Origin of the sequence: Haloferax gibbonsii ATCC 33959 (assembly GCF_000336775.1) — an archaeon.
GTDB classification, from domain to species: domain Archaea; phylum Halobacteriota; class Halobacteria; order Halobacteriales; family Haloferacaceae; genus Haloferax; species Haloferax gibbonsii.
Window position 1 is genome coordinate 744,779 of record NZ_AOLJ01000011.1, and the last position, 21,891, is coordinate 766,669.

At 67.8% G+C, this 21,891-nt stretch carries 27 protein-coding genes; 10 read left to right on the forward strand and 17 right to left on the reverse strand.

Annotated features, from left to right (window positions below):
* Positions 1-45 precede the first annotated feature (45 nt).
* Positions 46-1,062: a D-2-hydroxyacid dehydrogenase gene (locus C454_RS06725; RefSeq protein ID WP_004973924.1), complete on the forward strand. Its 1,017-nt coding sequence runs from the start codon at positions 46-48 to the stop codon at positions 1,060-1,062.
* Positions 1,063-1,095: 33 nt separating this feature from the next.
* Positions 1,096-1,713 (forward strand): LysE family translocator, encoded by a 618-nt coding sequence (locus tag C454_RS06730; protein ID WP_004973925.1) that lies wholly within the window; start codon positions 1,096-1,098, stop codon positions 1,711-1,713.
* A gap of 21 nt (positions 1,714-1,734) precedes the next feature.
* On the opposite strand, the gene ftsY is transcribed toward C454_RS06730, so the two are convergent.
* From ftsY to C454_RS06760, 6 genes are all read right to left on the reverse strand, one after another.
* Positions 1,735-3,090, reverse strand: coding sequence for a signal recognition particle-docking protein FtsY (gene ftsY / locus C454_RS06735; protein WP_004973926.1), 1,356 nt, complete (start codon positions 3,088-3,090; stop codon positions 1,735-1,737).
* A 26-nt stretch (positions 3,091-3,116) separates the two neighbouring features.
* Positions 3,117-3,587, reverse strand: coding sequence for a prefoldin subunit alpha (pfdA, locus tag C454_RS06740; RefSeq protein WP_008091152.1), 471 nt, complete (start codon positions 3,585-3,587; stop codon positions 3,117-3,119).
* On the reverse strand, positions 3,587-3,763 hold the full coding sequence (rpl18a, locus tag C454_RS06745; RefSeq protein WP_004973929.1) for a 50S ribosomal protein L18Ae: 177 nt from the start codon (positions 3,761-3,763) through the stop codon (positions 3,587-3,589). Before rpl18a ends, pfdA begins: the two co-directional genes overlap by 1 nt.
* Before the next feature lie 81 nt (positions 3,764-3,844).
* Complete coding sequence (locus tag C454_RS06750) at positions 3,845-4,510, reverse strand: translation initiation factor IF-6 (RefSeq protein WP_004973930.1); 666 nt, start codon at positions 4,508-4,510, stop codon at positions 3,845-3,847.
* Between the two features lie 3 nt (positions 4,511-4,513).
* A complete protein-coding gene (locus C454_RS06755) occupies positions 4,514-4,792 on the reverse strand; it encodes a 50S ribosomal protein L31e (RefSeq protein WP_004973931.1) in 279 nt (92 codons plus the stop codon).
* A gap of 3 nt (positions 4,793-4,795) precedes the next feature.
* On the reverse strand, positions 4,796-4,948 hold the full coding sequence (locus C454_RS06760; protein WP_004045214.1) for a 50S ribosomal protein L39e: 153 nt from the start codon (positions 4,946-4,948) through the stop codon (positions 4,796-4,798).
* A 172-nt stretch (positions 4,949-5,120) separates the two neighbouring features.
* Between C454_RS06760 and C454_RS06765 the strand changes: the two genes are divergently transcribed.
* Positions 5,121-6,062: a DMT family transporter gene (locus C454_RS06765; RefSeq protein WP_004973932.1), complete on the forward strand. Its 942-nt coding sequence runs from the start codon at positions 5,121-5,123 to the stop codon at positions 6,060-6,062.
* 6 nt (positions 6,063-6,068) lie between these two features.
* On the opposite strand, the gene thpR is transcribed toward C454_RS06765, so the two are convergent.
* Both thpR and C454_RS06775 read right to left on the reverse strand, forming a co-directional pair.
* Positions 6,069-6,623, reverse strand: coding sequence for an RNA 2',3'-cyclic phosphodiesterase (gene thpR, locus C454_RS06770; protein ID WP_004973933.1), 555 nt, complete (start codon positions 6,621-6,623; stop codon positions 6,069-6,071).
* Between the two features lie 26 nt (positions 6,624-6,649).
* The gene (locus tag C454_RS06775; RefSeq protein ID WP_004973934.1) at positions 6,650-7,267 is read right to left on the reverse strand and encodes a histidine phosphatase family protein; all 618 of its coding nucleotides are present in this window, start codon (positions 7,265-7,267) and stop codon (positions 6,650-6,652) included.
* Between the two features lie 91 nt (positions 7,268-7,358).
* Between C454_RS06775 and C454_RS06780 the strand changes: the two genes are divergently transcribed.
* Together C454_RS06780 and C454_RS06785 are read left to right on the forward strand one after the other, a co-directional pair.
* Positions 7,359-8,099, forward strand: coding sequence for a tetratricopeptide repeat protein (locus C454_RS06780; protein WP_004973935.1), 741 nt, complete (start codon positions 7,359-7,361; stop codon positions 8,097-8,099).
* 1 nt (position 8,100) lies between these two features.
* Positions 8,101-8,403 (forward strand): DUF424 domain-containing protein, encoded by a 303-nt coding sequence (locus C454_RS06785; RefSeq protein WP_004968868.1) that lies wholly within the window; start codon positions 8,101-8,103, stop codon positions 8,401-8,403.
* A gap of 44 nt (positions 8,404-8,447) precedes the next feature.
* Here C454_RS06785 and C454_RS06790 read toward each other — a convergent pair whose 3' ends face one another.
* Positions 8,448-9,497 (reverse strand): PAS domain-containing sensor histidine kinase, encoded by a 1,050-nt coding sequence (locus tag C454_RS06790; protein ID WP_004973936.1) that lies wholly within the window; start codon positions 9,495-9,497, stop codon positions 8,448-8,450.
* 185 nt (positions 9,498-9,682) lie between these two features.
* On the opposite strand from C454_RS06790, the gene sufS reads away from it, so the two are divergent.
* The 3 genes from sufS (at position 9,683) to sufU (ending at position 12,322) form a co-directional block, all read left to right on the forward strand.
* Positions 9,683-10,957: a bifunctional cysteine desulfurase/selenocysteine lyase SufS gene (gene sufS, locus C454_RS06795; protein ID WP_004973937.1), complete on the forward strand. Its 1,275-nt coding sequence runs from the start codon at positions 9,683-9,685 to the stop codon at positions 10,955-10,957.
* 276 nt (positions 10,958-11,233) lie between these two features.
* A complete protein-coding gene (locus C454_RS06800) occupies positions 11,234-11,821 on the forward strand; it encodes a mechanosensitive ion channel domain-containing protein (RefSeq protein ID WP_004973938.1) in 588 nt (195 codons plus the stop codon).
* Positions 11,822-11,893: 72 nt separating this feature from the next.
* A complete protein-coding gene (gene sufU / locus C454_RS06805) occupies positions 11,894-12,322 on the forward strand; it encodes a Fe-S cluster assembly sulfur transfer protein SufU (RefSeq protein WP_004973939.1) in 429 nt (142 codons plus the stop codon).
* 54 nt (positions 12,323-12,376) lie between these two features.
* On the opposite strand, the gene C454_RS06810 is transcribed toward sufU, so the two are convergent.
* From C454_RS06810 to htpX, 5 genes are all read right to left on the reverse strand, one after another.
* Positions 12,377-12,790 carry a DUF1641 domain-containing protein gene (locus C454_RS06810; protein WP_004973940.1) on the reverse strand — a complete coding sequence of 138 codons (414 nt, stop codon included), beginning with the start codon at positions 12,788-12,790 and terminating at the stop codon, positions 12,377-12,379.
* Positions 12,791-12,800: 10 nt separating this feature from the next.
* Positions 12,801-13,946, reverse strand: coding sequence for an NAD(P)/FAD-dependent oxidoreductase (locus C454_RS06815; RefSeq protein ID WP_004973941.1), 1,146 nt, complete (start codon positions 13,944-13,946; stop codon positions 12,801-12,803).
* Positions 13,947-14,147: 201 nt separating this feature from the next.
* Positions 14,148-15,179 (reverse strand): DNA repair and recombination protein RadA, encoded by a 1,032-nt coding sequence (radA, locus tag C454_RS06820; RefSeq protein WP_004973942.1) that lies wholly within the window; start codon positions 15,177-15,179, stop codon positions 14,148-14,150.
* Between the two features lie 246 nt (positions 15,180-15,425).
* Entirely contained in the window at positions 15,426-16,031 is a 606-nt protein-coding gene (gene pspAB / locus C454_RS06825) for a PspA-associated protein PspAB (protein ID WP_004973943.1), read from the reverse strand.
* Between the two features lie 6 nt (positions 16,032-16,037).
* The gene (htpX, locus tag C454_RS06830; RefSeq protein ID WP_004973944.1) at positions 16,038-16,919 is read right to left on the reverse strand and encodes a zinc metalloprotease HtpX; all 882 of its coding nucleotides are present in this window, start codon (positions 16,917-16,919) and stop codon (positions 16,038-16,040) included.
* 124 nt (positions 16,920-17,043) lie between these two features.
* Here htpX and C454_RS06835 point away from each other — a divergent pair, with 124 nt between their 5' ends.
* Together C454_RS06835 and C454_RS06840 are read left to right on the forward strand one after the other, a co-directional pair.
* Positions 17,044-17,682, forward strand: coding sequence for a phosphoribosyltransferase (locus C454_RS06835; RefSeq protein ID WP_004973945.1), 639 nt, complete (start codon positions 17,044-17,046; stop codon positions 17,680-17,682).
* A gap of 99 nt (positions 17,683-17,781) precedes the next feature.
* Positions 17,782-18,912 (forward strand): 60S ribosomal export protein NMD3, encoded by a 1,131-nt coding sequence (locus C454_RS06840; RefSeq protein WP_004973946.1) that lies wholly within the window; start codon positions 17,782-17,784, stop codon positions 18,910-18,912.
* A 132-nt stretch (positions 18,913-19,044) separates the two neighbouring features.
* Here C454_RS06840 and C454_RS06845 read toward each other — a convergent pair whose 3' ends face one another.
* The 3 genes from C454_RS06845 to C454_RS06855 all read right to left on the reverse strand — a co-directional run bounded on the left by C454_RS06845 (position 19,045) and on the right by C454_RS06855 (position 21,839).
* Positions 19,045-19,239 (reverse strand): DUF7317 family protein, encoded by a 195-nt coding sequence (locus C454_RS06845; protein ID WP_008091125.1) that lies wholly within the window; start codon positions 19,237-19,239, stop codon positions 19,045-19,047.
* Positions 19,240-19,643: 404 nt separating this feature from the next.
* Positions 19,644-21,554, reverse strand: a complete 1,911-nt coding sequence (locus C454_RS06850) for a helicase C-terminal domain-containing protein (protein ID WP_004973948.1) — start codon at positions 21,552-21,554, stop codon at positions 19,644-19,646.
* An 81-nt stretch (positions 21,555-21,635) separates the two neighbouring features.
* Complete coding sequence (locus C454_RS06855; RefSeq protein WP_004045177.1) at positions 21,636-21,839, reverse strand: DUF7561 family protein; 204 nt, start codon at positions 21,837-21,839, stop codon at positions 21,636-21,638.
* Between the last annotated feature and the right edge of the window lie 52 nt (positions 21,840-21,891).

Genomic DNA, 21,891 nt, shown 5'->3' on the forward strand with positions numbered 1-21,891 from the left:
GAGCGGGCCGAAGACCTTTCGCGCGAGGCACCGACAACGCACTCGATGACCACGATTCTCGTCCTCGACCGCCCCACGCACGGAATCCCGGCGTCGGAGTACGCCGCGGCCCTCCGCGAGCGCCTGCCCGACGCGACCGTCCGCCATCCGAAGACGACCGCGGAGACGCTCGACGCCGCGCGCGACGCGACCGTTATCACCAGCACGTCGCTCCCCGACGACGTGCTCGCCGCCGCCGACGAACTCCGACTGTTCGCCGGCGCGGCCGCCGGCTACGACCACCTCCCGCTGGAGACACTCCGCGAGCGCGGCGTCCTCGTCACCAACGCCTCCGGCGTCCACGGCCCCAACATCGCCGAACACGTCCTCGGCTCCCTGCTCATGATTACCCGCCGACTCGACGAGGGGCTCCGCCGCCAGCGACGCCGTGAGTGGCGGCATTTCCAGTCGCACGGCGAGTTGCGCGGCTCGACGGCCACCGTGGTCGGCCTCGGTGCCATCGGACAGGCGGTCGTCGAGCGACTCGACGCGTTCGGCGTCGAGACCGTCGGCGTCCGCTACACGCCGGAGAAGGGCGGCCCGGCCGACGAGGTACTCGGGTTCGACGACCTCGAATCGGCGCTCGTCCGCACCGACTTCCTCGTGGTCGCGTGCCCGCTGACCGACGAGACGCGCGACCTCATCGACCGACGGGCGCTGAGCGCGCTCCCCGAACACGCCGTCCTCGTCAACGTCGCGCGCGGCGGTATCGTCGACACCGACGCCCTCGTCTCGCACCTCCGAAGCAACCGGCTCCGCGCCGCCGCCCTCGACGTGACCGACCCGGAGCCGTTGCCCGAAGACCACCCGCTTTGGAGCTTCGAGAACGTCTACATCACCCCGCACGTCTCCGGCCACACGCCGCACTACTGGACGCGGGTCGCCGACATCCTCGCCGAGAACGTCGAGCGACTGGCGTCGGCGTCGGAAGGCGAAACGCCAACGCTCCGCAATCAGGTGCTTCCGAGTCCGGAATCGGGCCCCGGACCGGACTCGCCGTCGAACCCCGACGCGAACCCCTGAGCTACTTCCCGCGACGAACCGTAGGCCCGGGCGATGACGACGCTCGCGTTCGGCCTCGACGCCGCGACCTATCTCGCCTTCTGCGGCGCGGCGGTCGCGCTCATCCTCGCGCCCGGACCCGACACGATGTACGTCCTCGCTCGCGGCCTCGACGGGCGCGGGCCGGGCGTCCGGTCGGCGTTCGGCATCGCCACGGGCGTCCTCTTTCACACGCTCCTCGCGACGGTCGGCGCGGCGGCGCTCTTTCGAACCGTCCCCGAGGCCGCCGCGGCGCTCAAGTACGTCGGCGCGGCGTACCTCGTGTACCTCGGCGTCACCGCCCTCCGGAACGACGAGTTCGATCCCTCGGTCGAGACCGACGCCGGGGCGAGCTTTCGGCGGGGCGTCCTCGTCAACGCGCTCAATCCGAAAGTCGCGCTGTTCTTCCTCGCGTTCCTCCCCGGCTTCGCCGGACGCGGCGCGGGAACCGGGATACGGATGGCGAGTCTGGGCGCGACCTACGCCGTCCTCACGGCGCTGTACCTCTCGGTCGTCGCGCTCGGCGCGAACCGACTCGGGTCGAGGCTCGCGGAGACGCGGGTCGCGAGCGCGCTGAACTACGTCGGCGCGGGGACGATGCTGCTGCTCGGGGTCGTCCTCGTACTGGAGTGACGGAAAAGAACGACGGACCGATTACTCGTCTTCGCCGAGCAGGCGCTCGACCATCCGTTCGGGGTCGAACTTCTCGATGTGGTCGTAGCCCTGTCCCACACCGAGGAACAGGATGGGCTTGCCCGTCACGTACGCGATGGAGATGGCCGCGCCGCCGTTGGAGTCGGCGTCGGCCTTCGTCAGAATCGCGCCGTCGATGGCGGCCGCGTCGTTGAACTGCCGGGCGCGTTCGACCGCGTCCTGCCCGGCGACGGCCTCGTCCACGAAGAGGGTGAGGTCGGGGCCGACGACGCGGTCTATCTTCTCCAACTGCGCCATCAGGTCGTTCGAGGTGTGGAGCCGACCCGCCGTGTCGCCGAGGACGATGTCGATGTCGTGAGCCTCGGCGTACTCGACGCCGTCGTAGATGACCGCCGCCGGGTCGCCGCCCTGCTCGTGGGCGATGAGCTTCTTGCCGAGCGCCTCCGCGTGCTCGCGGATTTGCTCGTTCGCGCCGGCGCGGTAGGTGTCGCCGTTAGCGAGCACCGTCGAGTAGCCCTGCTTTTCGAAGTAGCGGGCGAGTTTGGCGATGGTCGTCGTCTTCCCGACGCCGTTGATGCCGGTGAAGATGAGCGTGACCGGCTTGTCCGCCTCGGCGATGCGCTGGTCGAAGTCGAACTGCCCGACGCTGATGACCTCGTAGAGCGCGTCGTGGAGCGCCTCGGAGACGAGTTGCCCCGTGCTCTGGACCTGCTTTCGCGTCTCGCCGATGAGCTTCTCGCGGATAGTTTCGAGAATCTCCTCTGCGACCTGCATCTCGACGTCGCTCTGGAGGAGCGCCATCTCGAGTTCCCAGAGGGGGTCTTCGAGGTCTTCTTCCTCGATGACGACCTTCCCCGTGGCGAACGCGGCGGCGCGGCGGAGCCGACCCGGACCGGACGACCCGTCTTCGTCTTCCTCCGCCAGCGCGGCTTTCGCGGCGTCGGAGGCGAGCGACTCGCGCGGCTCGGCCTCGTCGGGCGCGGGTTCGTCCACGTCGGCCGCAGGTTCGTCGACCATCTGCTCGTCGGCCGCCGCCGTCGCCGGTTCGGGCTCGGGTTCTCCCTCCGCGGTCGCCGCGGCCTGTTCGGGCGCGGAGTCCGCGTCGGTCACCGACTCGGCGTCCGCGGGGGCGTCGTCGACCGCGTCGGCTTCGGAATCGACGTCCGCGTCGCCGACGGAGTCGGTGTCAGCGGGTTCGGACGCCTCGGGTTCGACCGCCGCGTCTGCTGGTGCTGATTCCGCTTCCGCGTCGGCCTCGGTCTCGGCCTCGTCGGCCGCCGCTTCGGCCTTCTCTTCGGCGGTCTCTTCAACGTCGTTACGGAAGCGGTTGAGTTTCTTCTTCAGTCCGTCGAACATCTGAATAGTAGGAGGTGGGGGTTACCTTACTCGTCGTCGCCGTCGCCGCCCTCGCCCTGCATCTGCTGCATCTGCTGCATCTGCTGTTGCTGCATCTGCTGTTGGGCCTGCATCGCCTGCTCTTCGATCTCGTCGCTCTCCTCTTCGAGCTCCTCGATCTGGCCGCGGATGCTCGCGATTTCCTCGTCGAGCGCGTCCTGCTTGCGTCGCAGGGTCTCGATGGCCGTGCCCTGTTCCTGTTCGGCGGCGTAGCTCGCGCCGAGGGAGACGACGATTTCGTCGATGTCCTGGACTTCGGCGCGGAGATACGCGTCGCCGCCGAGGGGGACCTGCACCGTCGAACCCGTCTCGAGCGTCTCGATGGCCTCGACGGCCTCGTCGATCTCGTCCTTCTCGTCGTTCAGGTCCGAGACCTCGCCTTCGAGGGATTCGATTTCCTCGTCGAGGGCCTGCAGTTCCTGGGAGAGCTGCTGAAGTTGCTGCTGACCGCCACCCATCATGCCGCGGACACCTCGTTGAGTTCGACCTTCGTACGCTTGATTCCGTGCTCGCTCCCGATGAGCGAAAAGGCGCGTTCCTGTGCGACGTTCTCGTTCGGTGCTTCCACAGTCTTCGTGAACTCGTGGACGACGCCACGGCTCGTGAAGCTGCCCGCGATAATGAACTGGCTCATGCACGTCGGTCGGGTGGCGAGCGGGAAAGGTCTTCCTACTCGGAGCGAAACTGAAGCGAGAAACGGGGGGACGCGAGGCCCTCAGTCGATGTAGTCGAGGGCGTCTTCGATGCGACCCAGTTCGGGGCCGGTCGTGTCCTCGCCGACGATGTATCCTTCCTCGTTGGCGACGAGACCGGAGCCGACGAGCGGTCCACCGTAGTTTATCGTCCCGATGTCGGCGCGAACGTCGAGGAGCGCTTCGAGCGCTTCGAGTTCGGGTTCGCGCGACTTCGGGTGGCAGAGGACGCCGCGGTTGTTGGCGACGGCCGCCATGCCGACGGTTCGAACGTCCGCGAGGTCGCCGCGTTCGACGGGGACCTCGAGGGCCTCCTCGACAGCCGAGACGGCCTCGTCGGAGAGGTCCGCGTGGACGTACGCGCCGTAGTCGTTCGCGAGAACGACGTTGCCGGCGGCGTTGATACGACCGGGAAGCTCGTAGACCGGGAGGTCCACGGCGTCGGTGAGGGCCTCCTTCTCGCGGGACGTCGCGCGGCTCGACACGAGAAGTCCGTTCTCGTTACCCGTCGCTAACGCACCGACCGTGCCCGACCCGCCGACGGTCGTCTTGACCAGCGGCACGTCGAGTTCTTCGGCCATCTGCTCGGCGAGCGAGTCGTCGGCGTCCGGGCGGACCAACAGCGCGTCGTCGGTCGCGCGAGCGAAGACGCCGATGTAGGACGAACCGGCGAAGGAGGCGCGAAGCACCGTTTACTCGGCCGGTTCGGCTTCGACGACTGACTCGCCGTCCTCGTCGAAACGCGCGGCGCGGACGCGGAACTTGCTCGGCGGGCTCTGCCGACCGTGCGCCCAGATGTCCTCGTTGATCTGCGTGTCGAGACGCACGTTCTCGGCGTCGACCTTGAAGTGCTTCGCGAGGTGCTCGCGGATGAGCGTCATCGAGCGGCCCGCGCGTTCGTGTGCCGGGACCGCCTTCACGTCTCGGAGCGGGACGGTGACGACGCGCTCCTCGAAGTCGTTTGCGCTCATTGCTTACTCGTCCGTGTTGCTTCGCCGCCAGTTGCGACGCTTGGGGTTTCGCGTGACTTCCATGTCCGTCTTGAGCATGACCCACGCGGGGACGCGACTGTTCTGGCGTTCGAGCTTCGCCAGACGCTTCTTCTTAGACTTCGACTTCTTACCCATAGTGGGCTACACTTTCCATCCTCCGCATAAAATCTTGTTCCTTCGCGTTTCAGGCGTGTGAGGGGCGTCCGCACGCCCGAATCGGCGATAACCCGGCGTTCTCCCGGGGCGACGACGCGGGCGGGCGACCGAACCGACTCATTCAGTACCGGCGGCGCGAAATCCGAATCGAATGAGTCGGGCCAGAACCGCCGTCGCCTTCCTCGCGCTCTCCGCCGTCTGGGGGAGCGCCTTCCTCGCCACCGACATCGCCCTCCGGACGGTCCCGCCGGCGTTCCTCGGCGCGGTCCGCTTCGACGTGGCCGCGCTCCTGTTGTTCGCCGTCGCCATCGCCCGCGGCGACCGGGTCCTCCCCGCCGCCCGCGACGAGTGGCGGCCGATTCTCGCCGGCGGCGCGTTCAGCATCGGCGCGCACCACGCCCTCCTGTTTTCGGGGCAGGTGTACGTCCCCGGGTCGGTCGCGTCGGTCCTCCTCGGCATCATCCCGCTCGCGACGCCGACGCTCACCCGCCTGACGGCCGCCCGCGAGCGGCTCTCGGCGCACCGAATCGTCGGGCTCGTCCTCGGCTTTCTGGGACTCGTCGTCATCGCCAACCCGGACCCGGAGAACCTGCTGTCGTCGAATCTCGTCGGCGCGGCGCTCGTGTTCGGGTCGGCCGTCGCCTTCGCCCTCGGCGCGGTGCTGACCCACGACAGCGAGACGGAGATGTCGCTGCTCTCCGTGCAGGCGTGGATGATGCTCGTCGGCGCGGTCACGCTGCACGTCACGAGCGTCGCCCTCCCGTGGGAGTCCGCCGCCGACGCGGCGTGGACCCAGACGACGCTCGTCGCCACCGGCTACCTCGCGGTCGTCGCCGGCGCGGGCGGCTTCCTGCTGTACTTCTGGCTCCTCGACCGGGTCGGCCCAATCGAGGTGAGCCTCCTCGAATACGTCATCCCGATTTTCGCCGCCCTCGCCGACTGGACCGTCCTCGGGCGCGTGCCGACGCGCGCCACCGTCGCCGGCTTCGCGCTCATCTTCGCCGGCTTCCTGCTGTTCAAACGCGAGGTGATTCGGGGCGAACTCCGGCGTATCGTGGACCGCCGTCGCGGGCGGCGGTCGACCGACGACTGACGCGCCTCACAGCGAGAACCGCGTCACCGTCTCGTACTCGGGACCGTCGGGGCCGCGTTCGCTCTTCTTCAGTCGCACCTCGCGCACCCGAAACGTTCCGACCGTCGGCGACTCGTCCTCGACGACGCGCCGGACGAGGTCCTTCCCGCGGGCGTCGTCCATGCGGGCGAGCGTGACGTGCGGCGTGAAGTCGTGGCCTTCGGGGTCGAAGCCGATTGCCGTCGTCTCGCGCTCGATAGCCTCGTGCAGTCGCGTCAGCTCGGCCGCGCCGTCGTCGACGCCGACCCAGACGACCCGAATGTAGTCCAGCGAGGGAAAGACGCCGAGTCCACCGACCGAGGCGTCGAAGGGGGCGACCCCGGCGGCGTCGACGGCCGATTCGACCGCGTCTCCCACCTCGTCGACGCGGTCCGGCGGCAGCTCTCCGAGGAACTTCAGGGTGACGTGCGCCCCCGCGGGGTCGGTGAACCGAAGCCCGTCCGCGTCCGAAAGCCGGTCCTGCACCGCGGCGACGCCCGCCGCGAGCGAGTCCGGGAGGTCGACCGCGAGAAAACAACGCATGGCAGATAGTTGACCCGAGTCGGACGTTAACGTTCCGCCGGGTCGCGGTCGGCGTCGCCCGCGCGGTCGTCCTCCTCGGGCGTCCACGTCCGGGCGATGCTGAACGCCTCGCCGTCGACGAACGTCACCTCGTACACGTCGGGCATCGTCAGGCCCGACCAGAACTCGCGCCCGTAGCGCGGGTCGTAGGCGTTGAACACGAGCGCCATGAGCGTCCCGTGGGTGCCGACGACGACGTGGCGGTCGGGGTAGGCCTCGACGAGTCGGTCCACGGCGGCGACGCCCCGCGCCTGCGCCTCGGCGTGGGACTCGCCGCCGGGGTGCGACGCGTTCGGGTTCGCCCAGAGGTGTTCGACCGCCTGTTCGAAGTCGTCGACGTGCGACCCCGCGAGTTCGCGCTCTCTGAGGTCCTCGTCGACGATGAGCGGGGCGTCCGCCGCGTCGGCGACGCCCTCGACCGTGGCGCGGGCGCGCTCGTACGGGCTGGTCGCGACCACGTCCGCGAGGTCGGCGAGGCGGGCCGTGACGCGGGCGGCGTCGCGGCGGCCGCGACGCGAGAGGCCGCGGGTGCGCTCGGCGTCGGGGACGTACGGTGCGTGGGCGTGCCGGACGAACGACACGACCGTCGTCGGGGGCGCGGACATTCGGAGACGCTCGCCCGCGGGAGGCTAAAAAGCGGTCGGTGTCGTCCCGCTGACGCAGCGTTTAACCGCCGTGACGCCCAAGCGCGGCTATATGACCGACGACGGCAAGCGACCCCACCGCTTCTCGGAAGGGCAGGGGTTCGACGAGGACTACTCCGACTTCTCGCTCGACCCGCCCGAACTCTCGGTGGACCCGACGAAGGTCGACCCGGTCGACTCGCGCGTCCTGACCGACATCCTCGACCAGCGGAACATCGACCCCGAGGACGTCGACATCGAGAAACTGCTCGACGTGGCGCTCTCGTACATGCAGATAAACCGCTTCGAGGAGGCCACGGAGGCGTTCGAGCGCGTCGCCCGGTTCGCCGGCGACGACGACAACATCGCCCAGGAGGCGTGGGTCAACAAGGGCGCGGCGCACGGCCAACTCGAAGAGTGGGACGAGGCAATCGGCTCCTACCGAGAGGCGCTCAAACTCGACGACGACAGCGAGCACGCCGCGACGGCTCACACCAACCTCGCGTACGCGCTCTGGGAGGCCGGCCAGACGGCCGACGCGCTCGACCACGCGGAGCGCGCCGTCGAACTCGACCCGCGCTTCCCGCAGGCGTGGTACAACCGCGGCTTCTTCCTCCACGAGCGCGGCCTCAACGAGGACGCCGTCAACGCCTTCGACAACGCCATCCGCCTCGGGATGCGCACTCCGGGCGTCCACGAGGAGAAGGCGCGCGCGCTCGAAGAGCTCGGCCGCGACGAGGAAGCAGAACAGGCTCAGCAGCAGGCCGACGACCTCCGCGAGCAGGCCGAAGCGGAGCTCGTCGAGGAGTACTAGGATGCTCCTCCGCGAGCGGGAGACCCCCGAGGGGCTCCTCGTCTCGGTCTGCGACCCCGACTGCATCGGCGAGACCTACACCGACGACGGCGTCTCGCTCGACGTGACGGAGGACTTCTACGGCGGCGACGAGGCCGAGACCGCCGACGAAGACGCCGTCGTGGACAGCCTCACCCGCGCGACCGTCGCCAACATCGTCGGCGAGGAGTCCGTCTCGGTCGCCATCGACGCCGGCCTCGTGGACGAGGAGACCGTCCTCGAAGTCGGCGGCACGCTCCACGCGCAACTGCTCTGGCTCCGCTGAGCCGCCGTCGAAAACTAGTTTTCCGGCCTCCGGCCGCTACAACGCTACGCCGGCCGCTCGACACCCGTAATCTCGAAACGAGCGCCGCCGCGGTCGGCCTCGGTGACGCCGATGTCCCAGCCGTGCGCGTGAGCCGCCTGCGCGACGATGGACAGGCCGAGGCCGGTCCCCTCCTCGCCCGTGGAGTAACCCGCCTCGAACACCTCGTCGCGCGTCTCCGCGGGGATGCCGACGCCGTCGTCCTCGACGTAGAAGCCCGTAGCGTCGCCGTCGCTATCGCCATCGAGGACGCCGACCGTCACGGTCAGATGGTCGGTCCCGCCGTGCTCGACCCCGTTCCGAAACAGGTTCTCGAACACGTGTCCCAGCAGGTTCGGGTCCGCCCGGAACTCGAACGAGTCGGCGACGACGAGTTCGGCCGAGCCGGTCTCGACGTGCTCCCACGCGGCCGACGCGCGCGTTTCGAGGTCGACGGTCGACAGTTCCTCGACCGCGTCGTGGCGGGCCAACACCAGCGCGTCGGTGATGATGTCGTCCATCCGGTCGAGCGCGCCCGCGACCGGTTCGAGTCGGTCGGCGGCGACCGCTTCGTCGAGGAGCGATTCGACGTAGCCCGCCGCGACCGAAAGCGGGTTTCTGAGGTCGTGCGAGAGCATCCGGGCGAGGTTCTGGAGGCGTTCGGCCTTCTCTTCGGCCTCCAGTTCCGCGCGCTTTCGGTCGGTGATGTCGAGGTGCGCAATCTGGACGTAGGTGTCGCCGTCGTCGACGAATCGGGTCGCTCGCATCGTGAACCAGAGGCGCTCGTCGGGCGTTTCGCAGGGATATTCGAAGGAGAACTCGTCTCTCTCGCCGTCGATGACGGCGCGGATGCCCTGGCTGGCCGTCGTCGCGTCGTCGGTGGTGCTGAGGTCGCAGACCCCGAGGTAGTTCGTGCCGACCGAACTGCTGTCGCCCTGATAGTCGTGTTCGGTTCCGAACTCCCGCCACGCGCGGTTGGTGTAGAGGATGACGCCGTCCTCGTCCAGAATCGCGAGCTGCGTCGGGAGCGCGTCGAGGCTCGAAAACGCGAGCGAGGACGAGGTGACGTTTGACATTGGTGAACGGACGGGCGTGAGCTACTTGATTCGTTTGGGTGAGTGAGCGACACGTCGCCACCGCATCGCGATTGCGTCACCGCCACCGGCCACAGTTGCCGGCTGACGAAACCGAAATCGGTTGCAGAGCCGCGTGCGGACCGAAGACGTGTTGTGCCTACGGGGGCAACTCACACTCAATGAGAGTGCAGGAGTCGTACCCCGTCGACGTCGACGCCATCCGAGCGGATTTCCCCATCCTCCAGCGGAAGGTCGGCGGCGACATCTCGACGCCGGGTGAGCACGACGACGACGACACGCCGCTCGTCTACCTCGACAACGCCGCGACGAGCCACACGCCGGAGCAGGTCGTCGACGCCATCGTCGACTACTACCACGGCTACAACTCGAACGTCCACCGCGGCATCCACCACCTGAGCCAGGAGGCCTCCGTCGCCTACGAGAACGCCCACGACCGCGTCGCGGAGTTCATCGGCGCGTCCGGCGGCCGCGAGGAGGTCGTCTTCACGAAGAACACCACCGAGTCGATGAACCTCGTCGCCTACGCGTGGGGCCTCGACGAACTCGGACCGGGCGACTCGGTCGTCATGACCGAGATGGAACACCACGCCTCGCTGGTCACGTGGCAACAGATTGCCAAGAAGACCGGTGCCGAAGTTCGCTACATCCGCGTCGACGACGACGGCCGCCTCGACATGGAGCACGCGAAGGAACTCATCGACGACTCCACGAAGATGGTCTCGGTCGTCCACGTCTCGAACACCCTCGGGACCGTCAACCCGGTCTCCGAACTCGCCGACATGGCCCACGAAGTCGGGGCGTACGCCTTCGTCGACGGCGCGCAGTCGGTCCCGACCCGCCCGGTCGACGTGGAGGACATCGACGCCGACTTCTTCGCCTTCTCGGGTCACAAGATGTGCGGCCCGACGGGCATCGGCGCGCTCTACGGCAAGCGCGACATCCTCGAGGAGATGCAGCCGTATCTCTACGGCGGCGAGATGATTCGGAGCGTCACCTACGAGGACTCCACGTGGGAGGACCTCCCGTGGAAGTTCGAGGCGGGCACGCCGCCCATCGCGCAGGGCGTCGGCTTCGCCGCGGCCGTCGACTATCTCGACGACATCGGCATGGAGAACGTCCAGGCCCACGAGGAACTGCTCGCGGAGTACGCCTACGACCGCCTCGGAGAGTTCGACGACATCGAGATGTACGGCCCGCCGGGCGACGACCGCGGCGGCCTCGTCGCGTTCAACCTCGACAGCGTCCACGCCCACGACCTCTCGAGCATCCTCAACGAGCAGGGCGTCGCCATCCGCGCCGGCGACCACTGTACCCAGCCGCTGCACGACAAGCTCGGGGTGGCGGCCTCGACGCGGGCGTCGTTCTACATCTACAACACGCGCGAGGAAGTCGACAAACTGGTCGACGCCATCGACACCGCTCGCGAACTGTTCGCCTAACGCAGACCCGTTCCGCGAACGTACTGAGCGGACCGACGAGCGAGGGGAGGCACGGGGTGCCGAACCGAGCGAGGAGCGTTTTTGGTCCAGCTTTTGCCGAGCGAGTGAAACGAGCGCAGCGCAAAAGGTGGTCTCACGACACGCGCGAGGAAGTCGACAAACTGGTCGACGCCATCGACACCGCTCGCGAACTGTTCGCCTGAGTACCCGGTTTTTCGTGGTGTCGGGGCGCGACCGCCCCAATACATTTGTCCCGCTGACACGTCGTCGGAGCGTATGCTCCAATCGCTGACCGGCTTCCTCGTCGAGACGCTCCGCGAAACCGTCGCGGAGTTCGGGACCGCGGTGCAGGACGCCGCGCCGAAGGTGCTCACCGCGGTCGTCTTCCTCGCGCTCGCCTACGTCGGCATCAAGGCGATACTGTTCGTCGTCCGGGGCGTGCTCGACGGGCTGTACCCCGAAGAGCAGGACCTCGTGGTCGAACTCGGGGTCGCCGTCGCGGGCGTGTTCCTCTGGTTCGGCGCGGCGCTCGCGCTGTTGAACATCGTCGGGATGACGGAAATCGCGGCGAGCCTCGGCACCGCGACCGGCTTCATCGCGCTGGGCGTCTCCTACGCGCTGTCGAACATGATAGCCGACACGGTGGCGGGCGTCTACCTGCTTCGAGACCCCGATTTCAACCCCGGCGACCGGGTGAAGTCGGACCCGGTGACGGGGACGGTCAGCTCCATCGAACTCCGCAAGACGCGCTTCGAGAACGACGAGGGCGACACCGTCGTCGTGGCGAACCGCGACGTCGAAAAGAAGTGGACGAAGTACGACGCGGAGGCGGCCGCGGACGCGTCGGCGGCGGGTCCGACGTAAGCGACGAATTCGGCCGATTCGCCGGCCCCGGAATCCTTTTACGGCGCTCGGGCGTAGCCCCGACGAACACCAATGGGCATTGGCTCAGACATGTATCGTCAGCAGATAATGGACCACTACAAGAACCCCCGGAACCACGGCCGGCTGGAGTCGCCGACGTTCACCCACACCGGGGAGAACCCCTCCTGCGGCGATACGATTACGATGGACGTGCAGCTCGCCGACGACGGCGAGACCATAGAGCGCGTCGCGTTCTCCGGCGATGGCTGCGCCATCAGTCAGGCGTCCGCGAGTATGCTCACCCAGCGACTGCCGGGCACGACGCTCTCGGAGCTGGCGGAGATGGACACCGACGACATCACCGAGATGCTCGGCGTCGACATCTCGCCGATGCGCATCAAGTGCGCCGTCCTCGCGCGACAGGTCGCACAGGACGGCGCGAAGATTCACGACGGCGAGATAGAAATCGAGCAGACGAAGACCGAAGGCGACGACGACTGAGCCGCCTCCCCTCGGCGGCGAATCGGCGACTCCCCGAACCGAGCGCGAGTCAGGCTATTCTTCTTCCGTCCCCGCGCCGAGCGCCGCCGCCAGCGCGACGAGGTAGCCGAGCCCCGCTTTGACCTCGGGGTCGCGGGTGGCCCGCAGGAGGCCGACCGCTCCCACGGGCGTCGCCTCCGCCTCCTCCGCGTCGCCGACGGCGCGAAGCAGGCGCTTCATCCCCGCGACGGTGTCGGGGTCGGAGGCGTCGTCGGCGACCTCGGCGAGTGAGGTCCCGGTCCGCGCGAGCGAGCGCACCATCTCGTCGTCGAGCGCGCCGACGCCGAGTTCGAGCACGTCGATGAGGTCGTTGACGAGGCCGAGTCGCTCGACGAGGAGGGCGACCTCCTCGGGGTTGTTCTCGATGGCCCGCACGAGTTCGTCGGGCACCGTCTGTTCGGTCGCTGTGGTTGATTCGTGGTCCTGCATTGGTCTCACCTCAGAGCATCCCTCTGGCGGTCAGCCAGTACGATTCGTTGTACGCGTGTTTCGCCCAGTGGATGGGCTTCGACGGCTGGCGCATCGTCGCGGGCGTCTCGTAGTCGAACGAGACGAACGACGCCTCGTCGAGGCCGGTCTCGACGAAGCAGACGGTCTTGCCGTCGTACCGCTTCGTCGGGGTGCGCCCCCGGACTTCCGCGGCGATTCGCTCCGCGACCGTGAACGCCTGGAAGTGCGCCGCACTCCCGGCTTTCGGGATGGGGAGCGCCGCCGTGTCGCCGATGGCGTACACGTCCTCGGCGGCGGTCGCGCGGAGAGTCCGCTGGTCGACGTCGACCCAGCCGGCGTCGCCGAGGCCGGAGTCGATGATTAGCTCATCGCCGCGGTGCGGCGGGATACCGACGAGCAGGTCGTAGTCCACCTCCGCGCCGTTCTTCGCCGAGACGACCCGTTCGTCCGGGTCGACGGCGTCGACGACGAAGTCGGTCTCGACGCGGACGCCCCGCTCGGCCAGAATGGGGTCGGCCCACTCGGCGACCTCGGGCTTCCCGTGGCTCCGCGCCATCGGGTACGTGTAGACGAGGTCGGTGTCCTCGCGCAGTCCCCGGCTTCGGAGCCAGTCGTCTACGATGAACGTGAATTCGAGCGGCGCGGCCGGACACATGTGGGGCGTCCCGACGACGCTCAACACGAGGCGGCCGCCGTCGAACTCGGCGAGGGCGTCGCGGAGCCGTTCGGCCCCCTCGGCGCTGTAGAAGTGGTGCGCGCCCTCCCGGAAGCCGGGCACCGCGTCGGGGTCGAGCTTCGCGCCGGTCGCGAGGACGAGCGTGTCGTAGTCGAGCACCTCGTCGCCGTCTTGACAGTAGAGGCGCTTTTCGTCGGTGTCGACCCGGCGGACGCGGTTGGTGACGATGTTCACCCGCTCGTCGACGAGGTCCCGCAGGTCGCGGACACCGTCCTCCGGTTCCGCGACTCCGAACGGGACGTACAAGAACACCGGCTTGTAGACGTGTTTCGTGTCGTCGGAGACCAGCGACACCTCCACGTCGCCGTCGTCTATCTCCGACGCGAGTTCCTCGGCGAGACGGTTCGAAACCACCGTCCCACCCGTGCCACCGCCAACGACTACGATTCGGTTCGTCATGGAGTTCACCTACCTAAACGGTGGGCCGCCGACGGGATAGTATTGCGAGCTGTTTCCAACATTGTGGGAACCGAGGGACGGCGCGGCCGCTCGGGGCGGTGAGGAGGAAGGGAGAATGTGGTGAAAACGGAGGGCGGGTGGGGAACGGGGTTCGGGGAGTCGCGTAACGTCGCCCGGCTGACTTCGCGGGCTAACGTCGGCTTACTCGGGCTTGAGACCCGCGTCCTGCACGCGCATGATGGCCTCGCCGTCGGCGAGGTTCGGCGCGTCCACGAGGCGGACGATACGCTTGTCGCCCTTGGACTTGCGGAGGTAGATACGGAACGTCGAGGTGTGGCCGAGGATGTTGCCACCGATGGGCTGGGTCGGGTCGCCGAAGTAGGAGTCGGGGTTCGACGCGACCTGGTTGGTGACGAGGATGCCCGTGTTGAACAGGTCGCCGATGCGCATCAGGTCGTGGAGGTGCTTGTTGAGCTTCTGCTGGCGCTCCGCGAGTTCGCCGCGGCCGACGTACTCGGCGCGGAAGTGGGCGGTAAGCGAGTCGACACAGAGGAGGCGGACCGGCCACTCGGTGTCCTCGTGCTCGCCGGCGAGTTCCTTGGCCTTCTCGGCGAGGAGAATCTGGTGGTTGGAGTTGAACGCCTTCGCGACGTGAATCTTGTCGAGGACGTCGTCGACGAGTGCCTGCATCGTCTCTTCGTCGTCGACGGAGCCTTCGATTTCGCGGTCGGCGAGCGTGGCTTCGAGCACGTCGTCTTCGAGGCCGCGAACCATGTCGTCGATACGCTCCGGGCGGAACGTGTCTTCGGAGTCGATGAAGATACACCCGCCGCCGAGGCCGCCCTGTTCGGGCGGAAGCTGGACGTTGACGGCCAGTTGGTGCGTGATCTGGGACTTACCGGCACCGAACTCACCGTAGACTTCGGTGATGGACTGTGTTTCGAGACCGCCGCCGAGGAGTTCGTCCACCTCGTCTATCTGCCAGCTCAGCTTGCCGATCTGCTGGCGTCGTTCGAGGACCATGGAACCGGTCTCGAAGCCTCCCACGTCGGCCGCGTCGCGGGCCGCGTTGATGATGTCGGAGGCCGTGCTGGAGCCGATGTCAGCCTTGTTCGACAGTTCGCCGGGGCTGGCGACCGCGATGGACTGATAGCTGTCGTAACCGCTCTCGACGAGTTTGTCGGCCGTCGCCGGGCCGACGCCGGGGAGACTTTCGAGGTCGTCTTCTGCCATACCCAGTCGTTCCGCCTATACCCTCATAAACCCTCGTTAACAGCAAGGTGAAAGTGAAATCGGAAGACGTGCCGGGGTCGGCTGTCGGGTCACCACGGAGGTTCAAGGGCGATGTCGCGGAGTTAGGACGGACAGGTGGGAGAACTGGGACGGAGTCCGAAGCGGCCGGGAGCGTTAGCTAGCGCGAAAGTGAAATCGGGGGGAAGTGGCGGCCGCGAGCGAGTCAGGAACGTCGAAAGCGCGCGGTCAGTCCCACGGGTGGCCGTTCGGCGTCGACGGCCACAGCGGGTACCAGTAGCTCTCGTCGTCCTCTATCGACAGTTCGCCGTCGAGGACCGATTCGAGCTTGAACTCCAGACTCTGATTCCGCGTCGAGGAGCCCTGCGGGGCGAAGGGGTAGTACGCCCCGCGGCGGAACGAGTAAATCCAGTAGGCGCGGTCGCCGTCGCGCTCGAAGCCGAACAGGGCGGCGAGCAGGCGCGAGCCGTAGCCGCGCTCGATGAACTCGTCGGCGGCGAAGTGGACGCTCGTCACGAGGTCCTCGGGGTCGTCGTCGGCGAGGACGACCCAGTTGTAGCCGTGGCCGTCAGTGTGCCGGCGGAACTCGGTGCCGGTCTCCTCGCTCCCGGCGGTGAGGATGTCCTCCACGGCGTCGACGGTGTCCGCGAAGTCGGTGCTGTCGACGGAGGAGAAACACAGCGCCGCCTCGTCGGCCGAGTCGAACCGGAGGTCGGCCTCCATCGTCAGGTAGGCGGTGCTCATCCCGAAGAGGTCCTCGGGGTCCGCCTTGGTGGTCGCGTCGGACTCGGCGCTGATGCCGAGCATGGCGCGGAATGAATCGAACAGTCCCATCGGAACTCAAGCGGTCTCCATCTCGCGCTCCAGGTCGCGGAGGCGCTCGACGCGGTTCTCGGTGGAGGGGTGGGTGCTGAACAGGCGACCGATGAAGTCCGACTTGATGGGGATGATAAAGAACGCGTTCATCTCCGAGGTGTCGCGCATGTCGCGCTTCGGGACGTTGTCCATCCGGCCCGAAATCTTGAGCAGCGCGGACGCCAGCGCCGAGGGGCGGCCGGTGATGACGGCGGCCCCGCGGTCGGCGGCGTACTCGCGGTACCGCGAGAGCGCCCGAATCAGGAGGTACGAGATTATCCAGACGGCGAGCGACGCGAGGATGGCGACGATGACCGGGGCGTTCTGTCGGTTGTCGTCGCCGCCGAAGAACCAGCCCCAGCGGACGATGAGGAAGGCGATGCTGGAGAGGAACGACGCGATGGTCATGACCATCACGTCGCGGTTCTTCACGTGCGCGAGCTCGTGGGCGATGACGCCCTCTAACTCGTCGTCGTCGAGGGTGTCCATCAGGCCGGTCGTCACGCAGACGGCCGAGCTCTTCTGGGAGCGCCCCGTCGCGAAGGCGTTCGGGACGCGCGTGTCTGCGATGGCGACCTTCGGCTTCGGGAGGTCAGCCTGCTGAGAGAGGCGACCGACCATCGCGTGGAGCTTCCGCGCCTGCGGGCCGTCGTCCTCGTCGACGACGCTCGCGCCCATGCTGTACAGCGCGATTTTGTCGCTGAAGAAGAACTGCGCGAAGAGGAAGACGCCCATGAACCCGGCCATGACGGCGAGGCTCTGGAAGTAGGCGAACAACACCCCCGCGAAGACGATGTAGAGGGCGAACAGGAGGAACATCGTGAGCGCCATCCGCCCGCGAAGTCCCCAGTCCGGTTTCCAGTTCATACCACGTGATTAGTAATCCGGCTAATAAACGCTGTTGGAGTGCGAAGGTGTCGCACGGGAGCGCCCGAGCCGTGAAGAATCGGGACATATCGTTTTGCCGCGGGAGCGCGTAGTTCCGGGTGACATGTTCGCCGATAGGGAAGACGCGGGCCGCCGACTGGCGGACCTGCTCGACGAGCGAGAAGAGGCGGCCGACCTCGTGTTGGCCATCCCGCGGGGCGGGCTCCCGGTCGGCAGGGAGGTCGCAGACCGCCTCAGAGCGCCGCTCGACGTGGTGGTCGCGTCCAAGGTCGGCGCACCCGACAACCCCGAACTCGCCGTGGGTGCGGTCGCGGGCGACGGGAGCGCGTGGTGGAACGACGACCTGCTCTCGTACCTCGACGTGGGCGACGACTACCTCGACCGCGAGCGCGAGCGCGAGGCCGGAGCGGCCAGAGAGAAGGTGTCGCTGTACCGCGGCGGCGACCCGCTTCCCGACGTGGACGGAAAGCGCGTCGTCGTCGTCGACGACGGCGTCGCAACCGGCGCGACCGCCCGGGCGTGCCTGCGGCAGGTCGTCGCGGGCGGCGCGGAGCGCGTCGTCCTCGCGGTCCCGGTCGGGCCGCCGCACACCCTCTCGGACCTCGAAGCCGAGTGCGACGCCGTCGTCGCGGTCGAGTCGCCGGAGGCGTTCGGAGCCGTCGGCGTGTTCTACCGTGATTTCGCGCAGGTCTCCGACGAGGAGGCCGCGTCGTACCTGCGCGACGAGGCGGGCGAGTACTGAGCCGACGCACGGCTACTGAGGCACGCGTCGACGACAGTCGGGACTCACCGGCGCGGCCGTGACGCCGAACTTAAGCGGTCGAACGGACTAGAGCCGTCAATGAGCGAATCCCGCGACTTCTGCCCTCGGTGCGGCGACCCGGTTCCGGAGCGACCGGAACCGCTCCCCGGGATGCCGCGCGAGCGCGACGACGTGCTCTGCGACTCGTGTTACTTCGAGGACTTCGACCTCGTGGATGCACCCGACAAGGTGCAGGTCCGCGTCTGCGCGCAGTGCGGCGCGATTCACCGGGGCAACCGGTGGGTCGACGTCGGCGCGCGCGACTACACCGACATCGCCATCGAGGAGGTGTCGAACTCCCTCGGCGTCCACCTCAACGCCGAGGAGGTCCGCTGGGGCGTCGAACCCGAGCAGATCGACGAGAACAACATCCGGATGCACTGCCACTTCTCGGGCGTCGTCCGCGGCACGCCGCTGGAGGAGTCCGTCGTCGTCCCGGTGAGCATCGCCCGCGAGACCTGCCAGCGCTGCGGCCGCATCGCAGGCGGCTACTTCGCCAGCCTCGTGCAGGTCCGCGCCGACGACCGGACGCCGACGACGGACGAGGCCGAGACGGCCATCGAAATCGCCGAGTCCTACATCGCCGAACGCGAGGAGAAAGGCGACCGAGACGCGTTCATCTCGAGTATCAAGCGGACGCCAAACGGCCCGAACATCAAGATTTCGACCAACAAGATGGGAAGCGGCGTCGCGAAGCAGATTCGCGAGCGCTTCGGCGGCACCATCGAGGAGCACCCGACGCTCGTCACGGAAGACGGCGACGGCAACGAGGTCTACCGCGTCACGTTCGTCGCCCGCCTGCCGCGGTTCACCGCCGGCGACGTCATCGACCCCGAAGACGGCGACGGGCCGGTTCTCGTGCGGAGCAACCGCGGCCGGCTCAAGGGGACGCGTCTCACCTCGGGCGACCCCTACGAGTCGGAGTTCGAGGAGGGCGAGCGGCCCGAGGCCGAGGACCTCGGCTCCGTCGAGGACGCGGCGGAGACCACCGTCGTCACCGTCGAGGACGAACACGCCGTGCAGGTGCTCGACCCCGAGACGTACGAGGCGAAGACCATCCCCCGGCCGGACTACTTCGACGCCGACGCCGCGATGGTGCCGGTCCTCAAGAGCCAGTCGGGACTGCACATCCTCCCGAACGAGGTCGTCGAAGACGAGGACGAAGAGTAAGCAGACCGCAGCGAAGAGAGACGGAACGCGGCGACGACGGCGTTTGTGCTTTTACGAATCATGGGTCGACCGACAACTGAACAGGAAAAGCGGTCGCTCAGGAACGGGAGATAATCGAACGACGGAGCAGAATCAGTCGGCGCTGGCCGGCCGGTCCGTCGAGAGGGACGCGGCCGGAGCGTCGTCTTCGTGCACGGGCACACCGTGGCGCTGGAGGGCGAGGAGCAGGTCGTCCTCGGAGTAGCCGGAGCGGGCGGCCGCCTGCGAGAGTGTGAGTGTCCCACTACGATACAGTGTCATCGCCGTGGCGAGTGCGTTGGTGTGCATGGCCGATACTCCATCATTCAGTGGCATTGGTGTTAACTATTTCGTGAGAAAGCGTGTCAAAGACAAAGTTAGGAGAACTATAGCTTTACAAACTCTGCCCTATTTCCGCATCTCGTTCGCCAAACGGCCAAACACATTAACAATCATTGAGGAAATGTGTCGGAGGCGGCGACTCTCTTGGACACTATGGCGATTTTTGCCGCTCGAACGGGACGAGATGACATGACACCGCCGGGACGGCGCGGTCTCGGGGACGATGTTATCACTCGTGCGAACCGGTGCAGAAGCGTTAATTACCGGCCGTCCAACCCACAGCCATGGACCGACAGCAGGTTATCGCGCTGACGCTCGTCGCGCTCATGATTGGGTCGGCGCTGTTCTCTGGGGCCAGCCTCCTCCTGTAATCACTCGCCCCACACGTCCGAAAGCGGGTGATTGCTCCGGCCGCCGTCGTCCGAACCGCCGGACGAGCCGCCGCTCTTGCGACCGCCGGAACCGCCGGCCGACGCGCCACCGGAGCCGCCCGCGCGACTTCCCGAAGAACCCGAACCGCGAGTCGAACCGCCCCGCGAGCCAGAGCTACCACCCGACGCTCCGGACGACCGACTCGTCGAGCCGCCGAGGTTCGCGGTCCCACCAAGCGCGTTGTCCGCGTTTCCCCCGCGACCGCCCGCCGCGACGGGGTCGAACTCGGGGAGGTCGGGTTTCGTCATGCGGTCGACCTGCGCCGCGAACCAGTCGGGCATGTCGGTTCGCGTCTTGTCGAACAGTTGGAGCAGACTGCTGTCGGCGACGTAGGTGTCGCCGTAGTCGTCTGGCGCGCGCACGACCCGGCCGCACGCCTGAATCACGGTCCGGAGGGCTGCGCGGCGGTACCACGCCCACTGGCCGTCTTCGAGGCGACGGGCGACCCTGGAGTCGTTCGTGTTGAGGTAGGGCGCTTTGCAGAGCACCTGCCAGCGACAGAGGTCGCCTTTCAGGTCCAGCGCCTCCTCCATCTTCACGGAGAGGAACACCTCCGGTCGGTCGGTCGCCTTCCACGTCTCCAGTTCCACGTTTCGGTCGTCGCGGTCGTGGCCGCGGACGCGGTTGCCGAGGCCCATCTCGGCGAGGCGGCGGCGAAGCTCCGCCTGAATCGCGTAGGAGTGACAGTGAATCAGGCCCTTCTCGTCGGGGTGTTTCGCCATCAGGCGGACGGCGAGGCGAGCGATTTTCGGCAGCGTCTCGTCGCGGTGCTCGTAGGTCATCTTCCCCTGCGTCACGTCGTACAGCGGCCGGTTCTCGACGGGGAAGGTGTGTTCGACGTCCACGAGCGCGACCTTCGAGGGGTCGAGACCGACCGACCGGCAGAACGCCGCCTTGTTGAGGATGGTCGCCGACAGGAGCGCGAACTTGTTCCCGCGGTCCCAGACGGTGTGTTGGAGGTACTTCGCGGGGTCGAGCGGCTTGATGGCGATGGGCGAACCCTCGCCGTCGTGCTGGTCGACCACCCACGTCGTCGGGCTCTGGGGGTCGCGGTAGTCCTCGACGAACCACTTCAGTTCGCCGATGAGTTCCTGCAGGCGGTCGCGGCGGGCGGCCTCCTCGGGCGTCAGTTCGGACTGCGTGAGCAACTCGTCTTTCTCGCGCTTGCAGACGCCGACGAGCGTCTCCGCGAAGCGCGAGGCGCGCTCGACGGGGTCGCCCGCGGCCGCGACGTCCGGCACGCCGATGTCGTCCCACACCGGCACGGTCCGGGGCTTCAGGTCGATGGTCGCGTACATCTCGGCCCACTCGGCCAGCCCGTGGGCCTCGTCGACGACGACCACGTCGCGCTTTCTGAACACGTCGGAGCCGGCGGTCTGCATGAAGTACGCGAGCGTCATCGCCGCGATTTGGCGGTTCGAGGCGATGGCGCGGTCGGAGAAGTACGGACAGCGGTGCCGGACCGAGCAGTCGAAGCCGCGCTTGCGGGCGCAGGGAGCGCGGTCGACCGGGGTGTCTTCCTCGCCGCGGATGATGCAGTTGTAGTTGGACTTGCCGCGGATTATCTTGAGGTCCGAAAGCAGGTCGTCCTCGGCCACGTCGTCAAGTTGCGACACCTGCGGGGTCGTGTAGTAGGCGTCGGTCGCCTGCGCGGGCGACGTCTCGTCCACGGTCGCCGCCGACCCCGCGATGGCGCGGGCGAGCAGCGACTTGCCGCTCCCGGTCGGCGCGCGGACCAAGACCACGTCGTTGCCGTCGGCGAAGGCGTCGCGGATATCGCGCAGGGCCTGTTCCTGCGCGCCGCGGAAACTGGGGGCCGGAAACGAGTCGATGATGCGCGACGGGTCCACGGTCGATGGAGTCCTCGGACGGGCCTAAATCCACCGCTCCGGGGTGCGGTCGCGGCGGTGGCGGCTCGACGAAACGCGGGTCTAAAGCGCCGCCACGTCCTCAGCGGTCGGTTCGCGGTCGCCCGGCAGTCGCTCCATGCAGTCGAAACAGAGGAAGTGCTCGGAGCCGTCGACGAGTTCCAGCGTCATTCCACCGGACGAGGAGGTGGGGAAGTTCCAGAGGTCGCCGATGCCGCCGGCGATGCGGACGCCCTTCCCGCAGGCGTCGCACGGTTCGGAGGTCATGGGAGAACCGAGGGCCCGAGGCGGCAAAAGCGACGCGCCGCGACGCCGGGCG

Coding starts and splice junctions, on each gene's coding strand:
- C454_RS06760 (WP_004045214.1), bottom strand. CDS start 4,948: ATGGGTAAGAAGTCGAAGTCTAAGAAGAAGCGTCTGGCGAAGCTCGAA.
- C454_RS06835 (WP_004973945.1), top strand. CDS start 17,044: ATGTTCGCCGATAGGGAAGACGCGGGCCGCCGACTGGCGGACCTGCTC.
- thpR (WP_004973933.1), bottom strand. CDS start 6,623: ATGCGTTGTTTTCTCGCGGTCGACCTCCCGGACTCGCTCGCGGCGGGC.
- C454_RS06845 (WP_008091125.1), bottom strand. CDS start 19,239: ATGCACACCAACGCACTCGCCACGGCGATGACACTGTATCGTAGTGGG.
- pspAB (WP_004973943.1), bottom strand. CDS start 16,031: ATGGGACTGTTCGATTCATTCCGCGCCATGCTCGGCATCAGCGCCGAG.
- rpl18a (WP_004973929.1), bottom strand. CDS start 3,763: ATGAGCCAGTTCATTATCGCGGGCAGCTTCACGAGCCGTGGCGTCGTC.
- C454_RS06815 (WP_004973941.1), bottom strand. CDS start 13,946: ATGACGAACCGAATCGTAGTCGTTGGCGGTGGCACGGGTGGGACGGTG.
- C454_RS06855 (WP_004045177.1), bottom strand. CDS start 21,839: ATGACCTCCGAACCGTGCGACGCCTGCGGGAAGGGCGTCCGCATCGCC.
- ftsY (WP_004973926.1), bottom strand. CDS start 3,090: ATGTTCGACGGACTGAAGAAGAAACTCAACCGCTTCCGTAACGACGTT.
- C454_RS06840 (WP_004973946.1), top strand. CDS start 17,782: ATGAGCGAATCCCGCGACTTCTGCCCTCGGTGCGGCGACCCGGTTCCG.
- C454_RS06775 (WP_004973934.1), bottom strand. CDS start 7,267: ATGTCCGCGCCCCCGACGACGGTCGTGTCGTTCGTCCGGCACGCCCAC.
- C454_RS06755 (WP_004973931.1), bottom strand. CDS start 4,792: ATGAGCGCAAACGACTTCGAGGAGCGCGTCGTCACCGTCCCGCTCCGA.
- sufU (WP_004973939.1), top strand. CDS start 11,894: ATGGGCATTGGCTCAGACATGTATCGTCAGCAGATAATGGACCACTAC.
- C454_RS06810 (WP_004973940.1), bottom strand. CDS start 12,790: ATGCAGGACCACGAATCAACCACAGCGACCGAACAGACGGTGCCCGAC.
- C454_RS06765 (WP_004973932.1), top strand. CDS start 5,121: ATGAGTCGGGCCAGAACCGCCGTCGCCTTCCTCGCGCTCTCCGCCGTC.
- C454_RS06800 (WP_004973938.1), top strand. CDS start 11,234: ATGCTCCAATCGCTGACCGGCTTCCTCGTCGAGACGCTCCGCGAAACC.
- C454_RS06790 (WP_004973936.1), bottom strand. CDS start 9,497: ATGTCAAACGTCACCTCGTCCTCGCTCGCGTTTTCGAGCCTCGACGCG.
- C454_RS06730 (WP_004973925.1), top strand. CDS start 1,096: ATGACGACGCTCGCGTTCGGCCTCGACGCCGCGACCTATCTCGCCTTC.
- C454_RS06780 (WP_004973935.1), top strand. CDS start 7,359: ATGACCGACGACGGCAAGCGACCCCACCGCTTCTCGGAAGGGCAGGGG.
- C454_RS06785 (WP_004968868.1), top strand. CDS start 8,101: ATGCTCCTCCGCGAGCGGGAGACCCCCGAGGGGCTCCTCGTCTCGGTC.
- htpX (WP_004973944.1), bottom strand. CDS start 16,919: ATGAACTGGAAACCGGACTGGGGACTTCGCGGGCGGATGGCGCTCACG.
- C454_RS06725 (WP_004973924.1), top strand. CDS start 46: ATGACCACGATTCTCGTCCTCGACCGCCCCACGCACGGAATCCCGGCG.
- pfdA (WP_008091152.1), bottom strand. CDS start 3,587: ATGGGTGGCGGTCAGCAGCAACTTCAGCAGCTCTCCCAGGAACTGCAG.
- radA (WP_004973942.1), bottom strand. CDS start 15,179: ATGGCAGAAGACGACCTCGAAAGTCTCCCCGGCGTCGGCCCGGCGACG.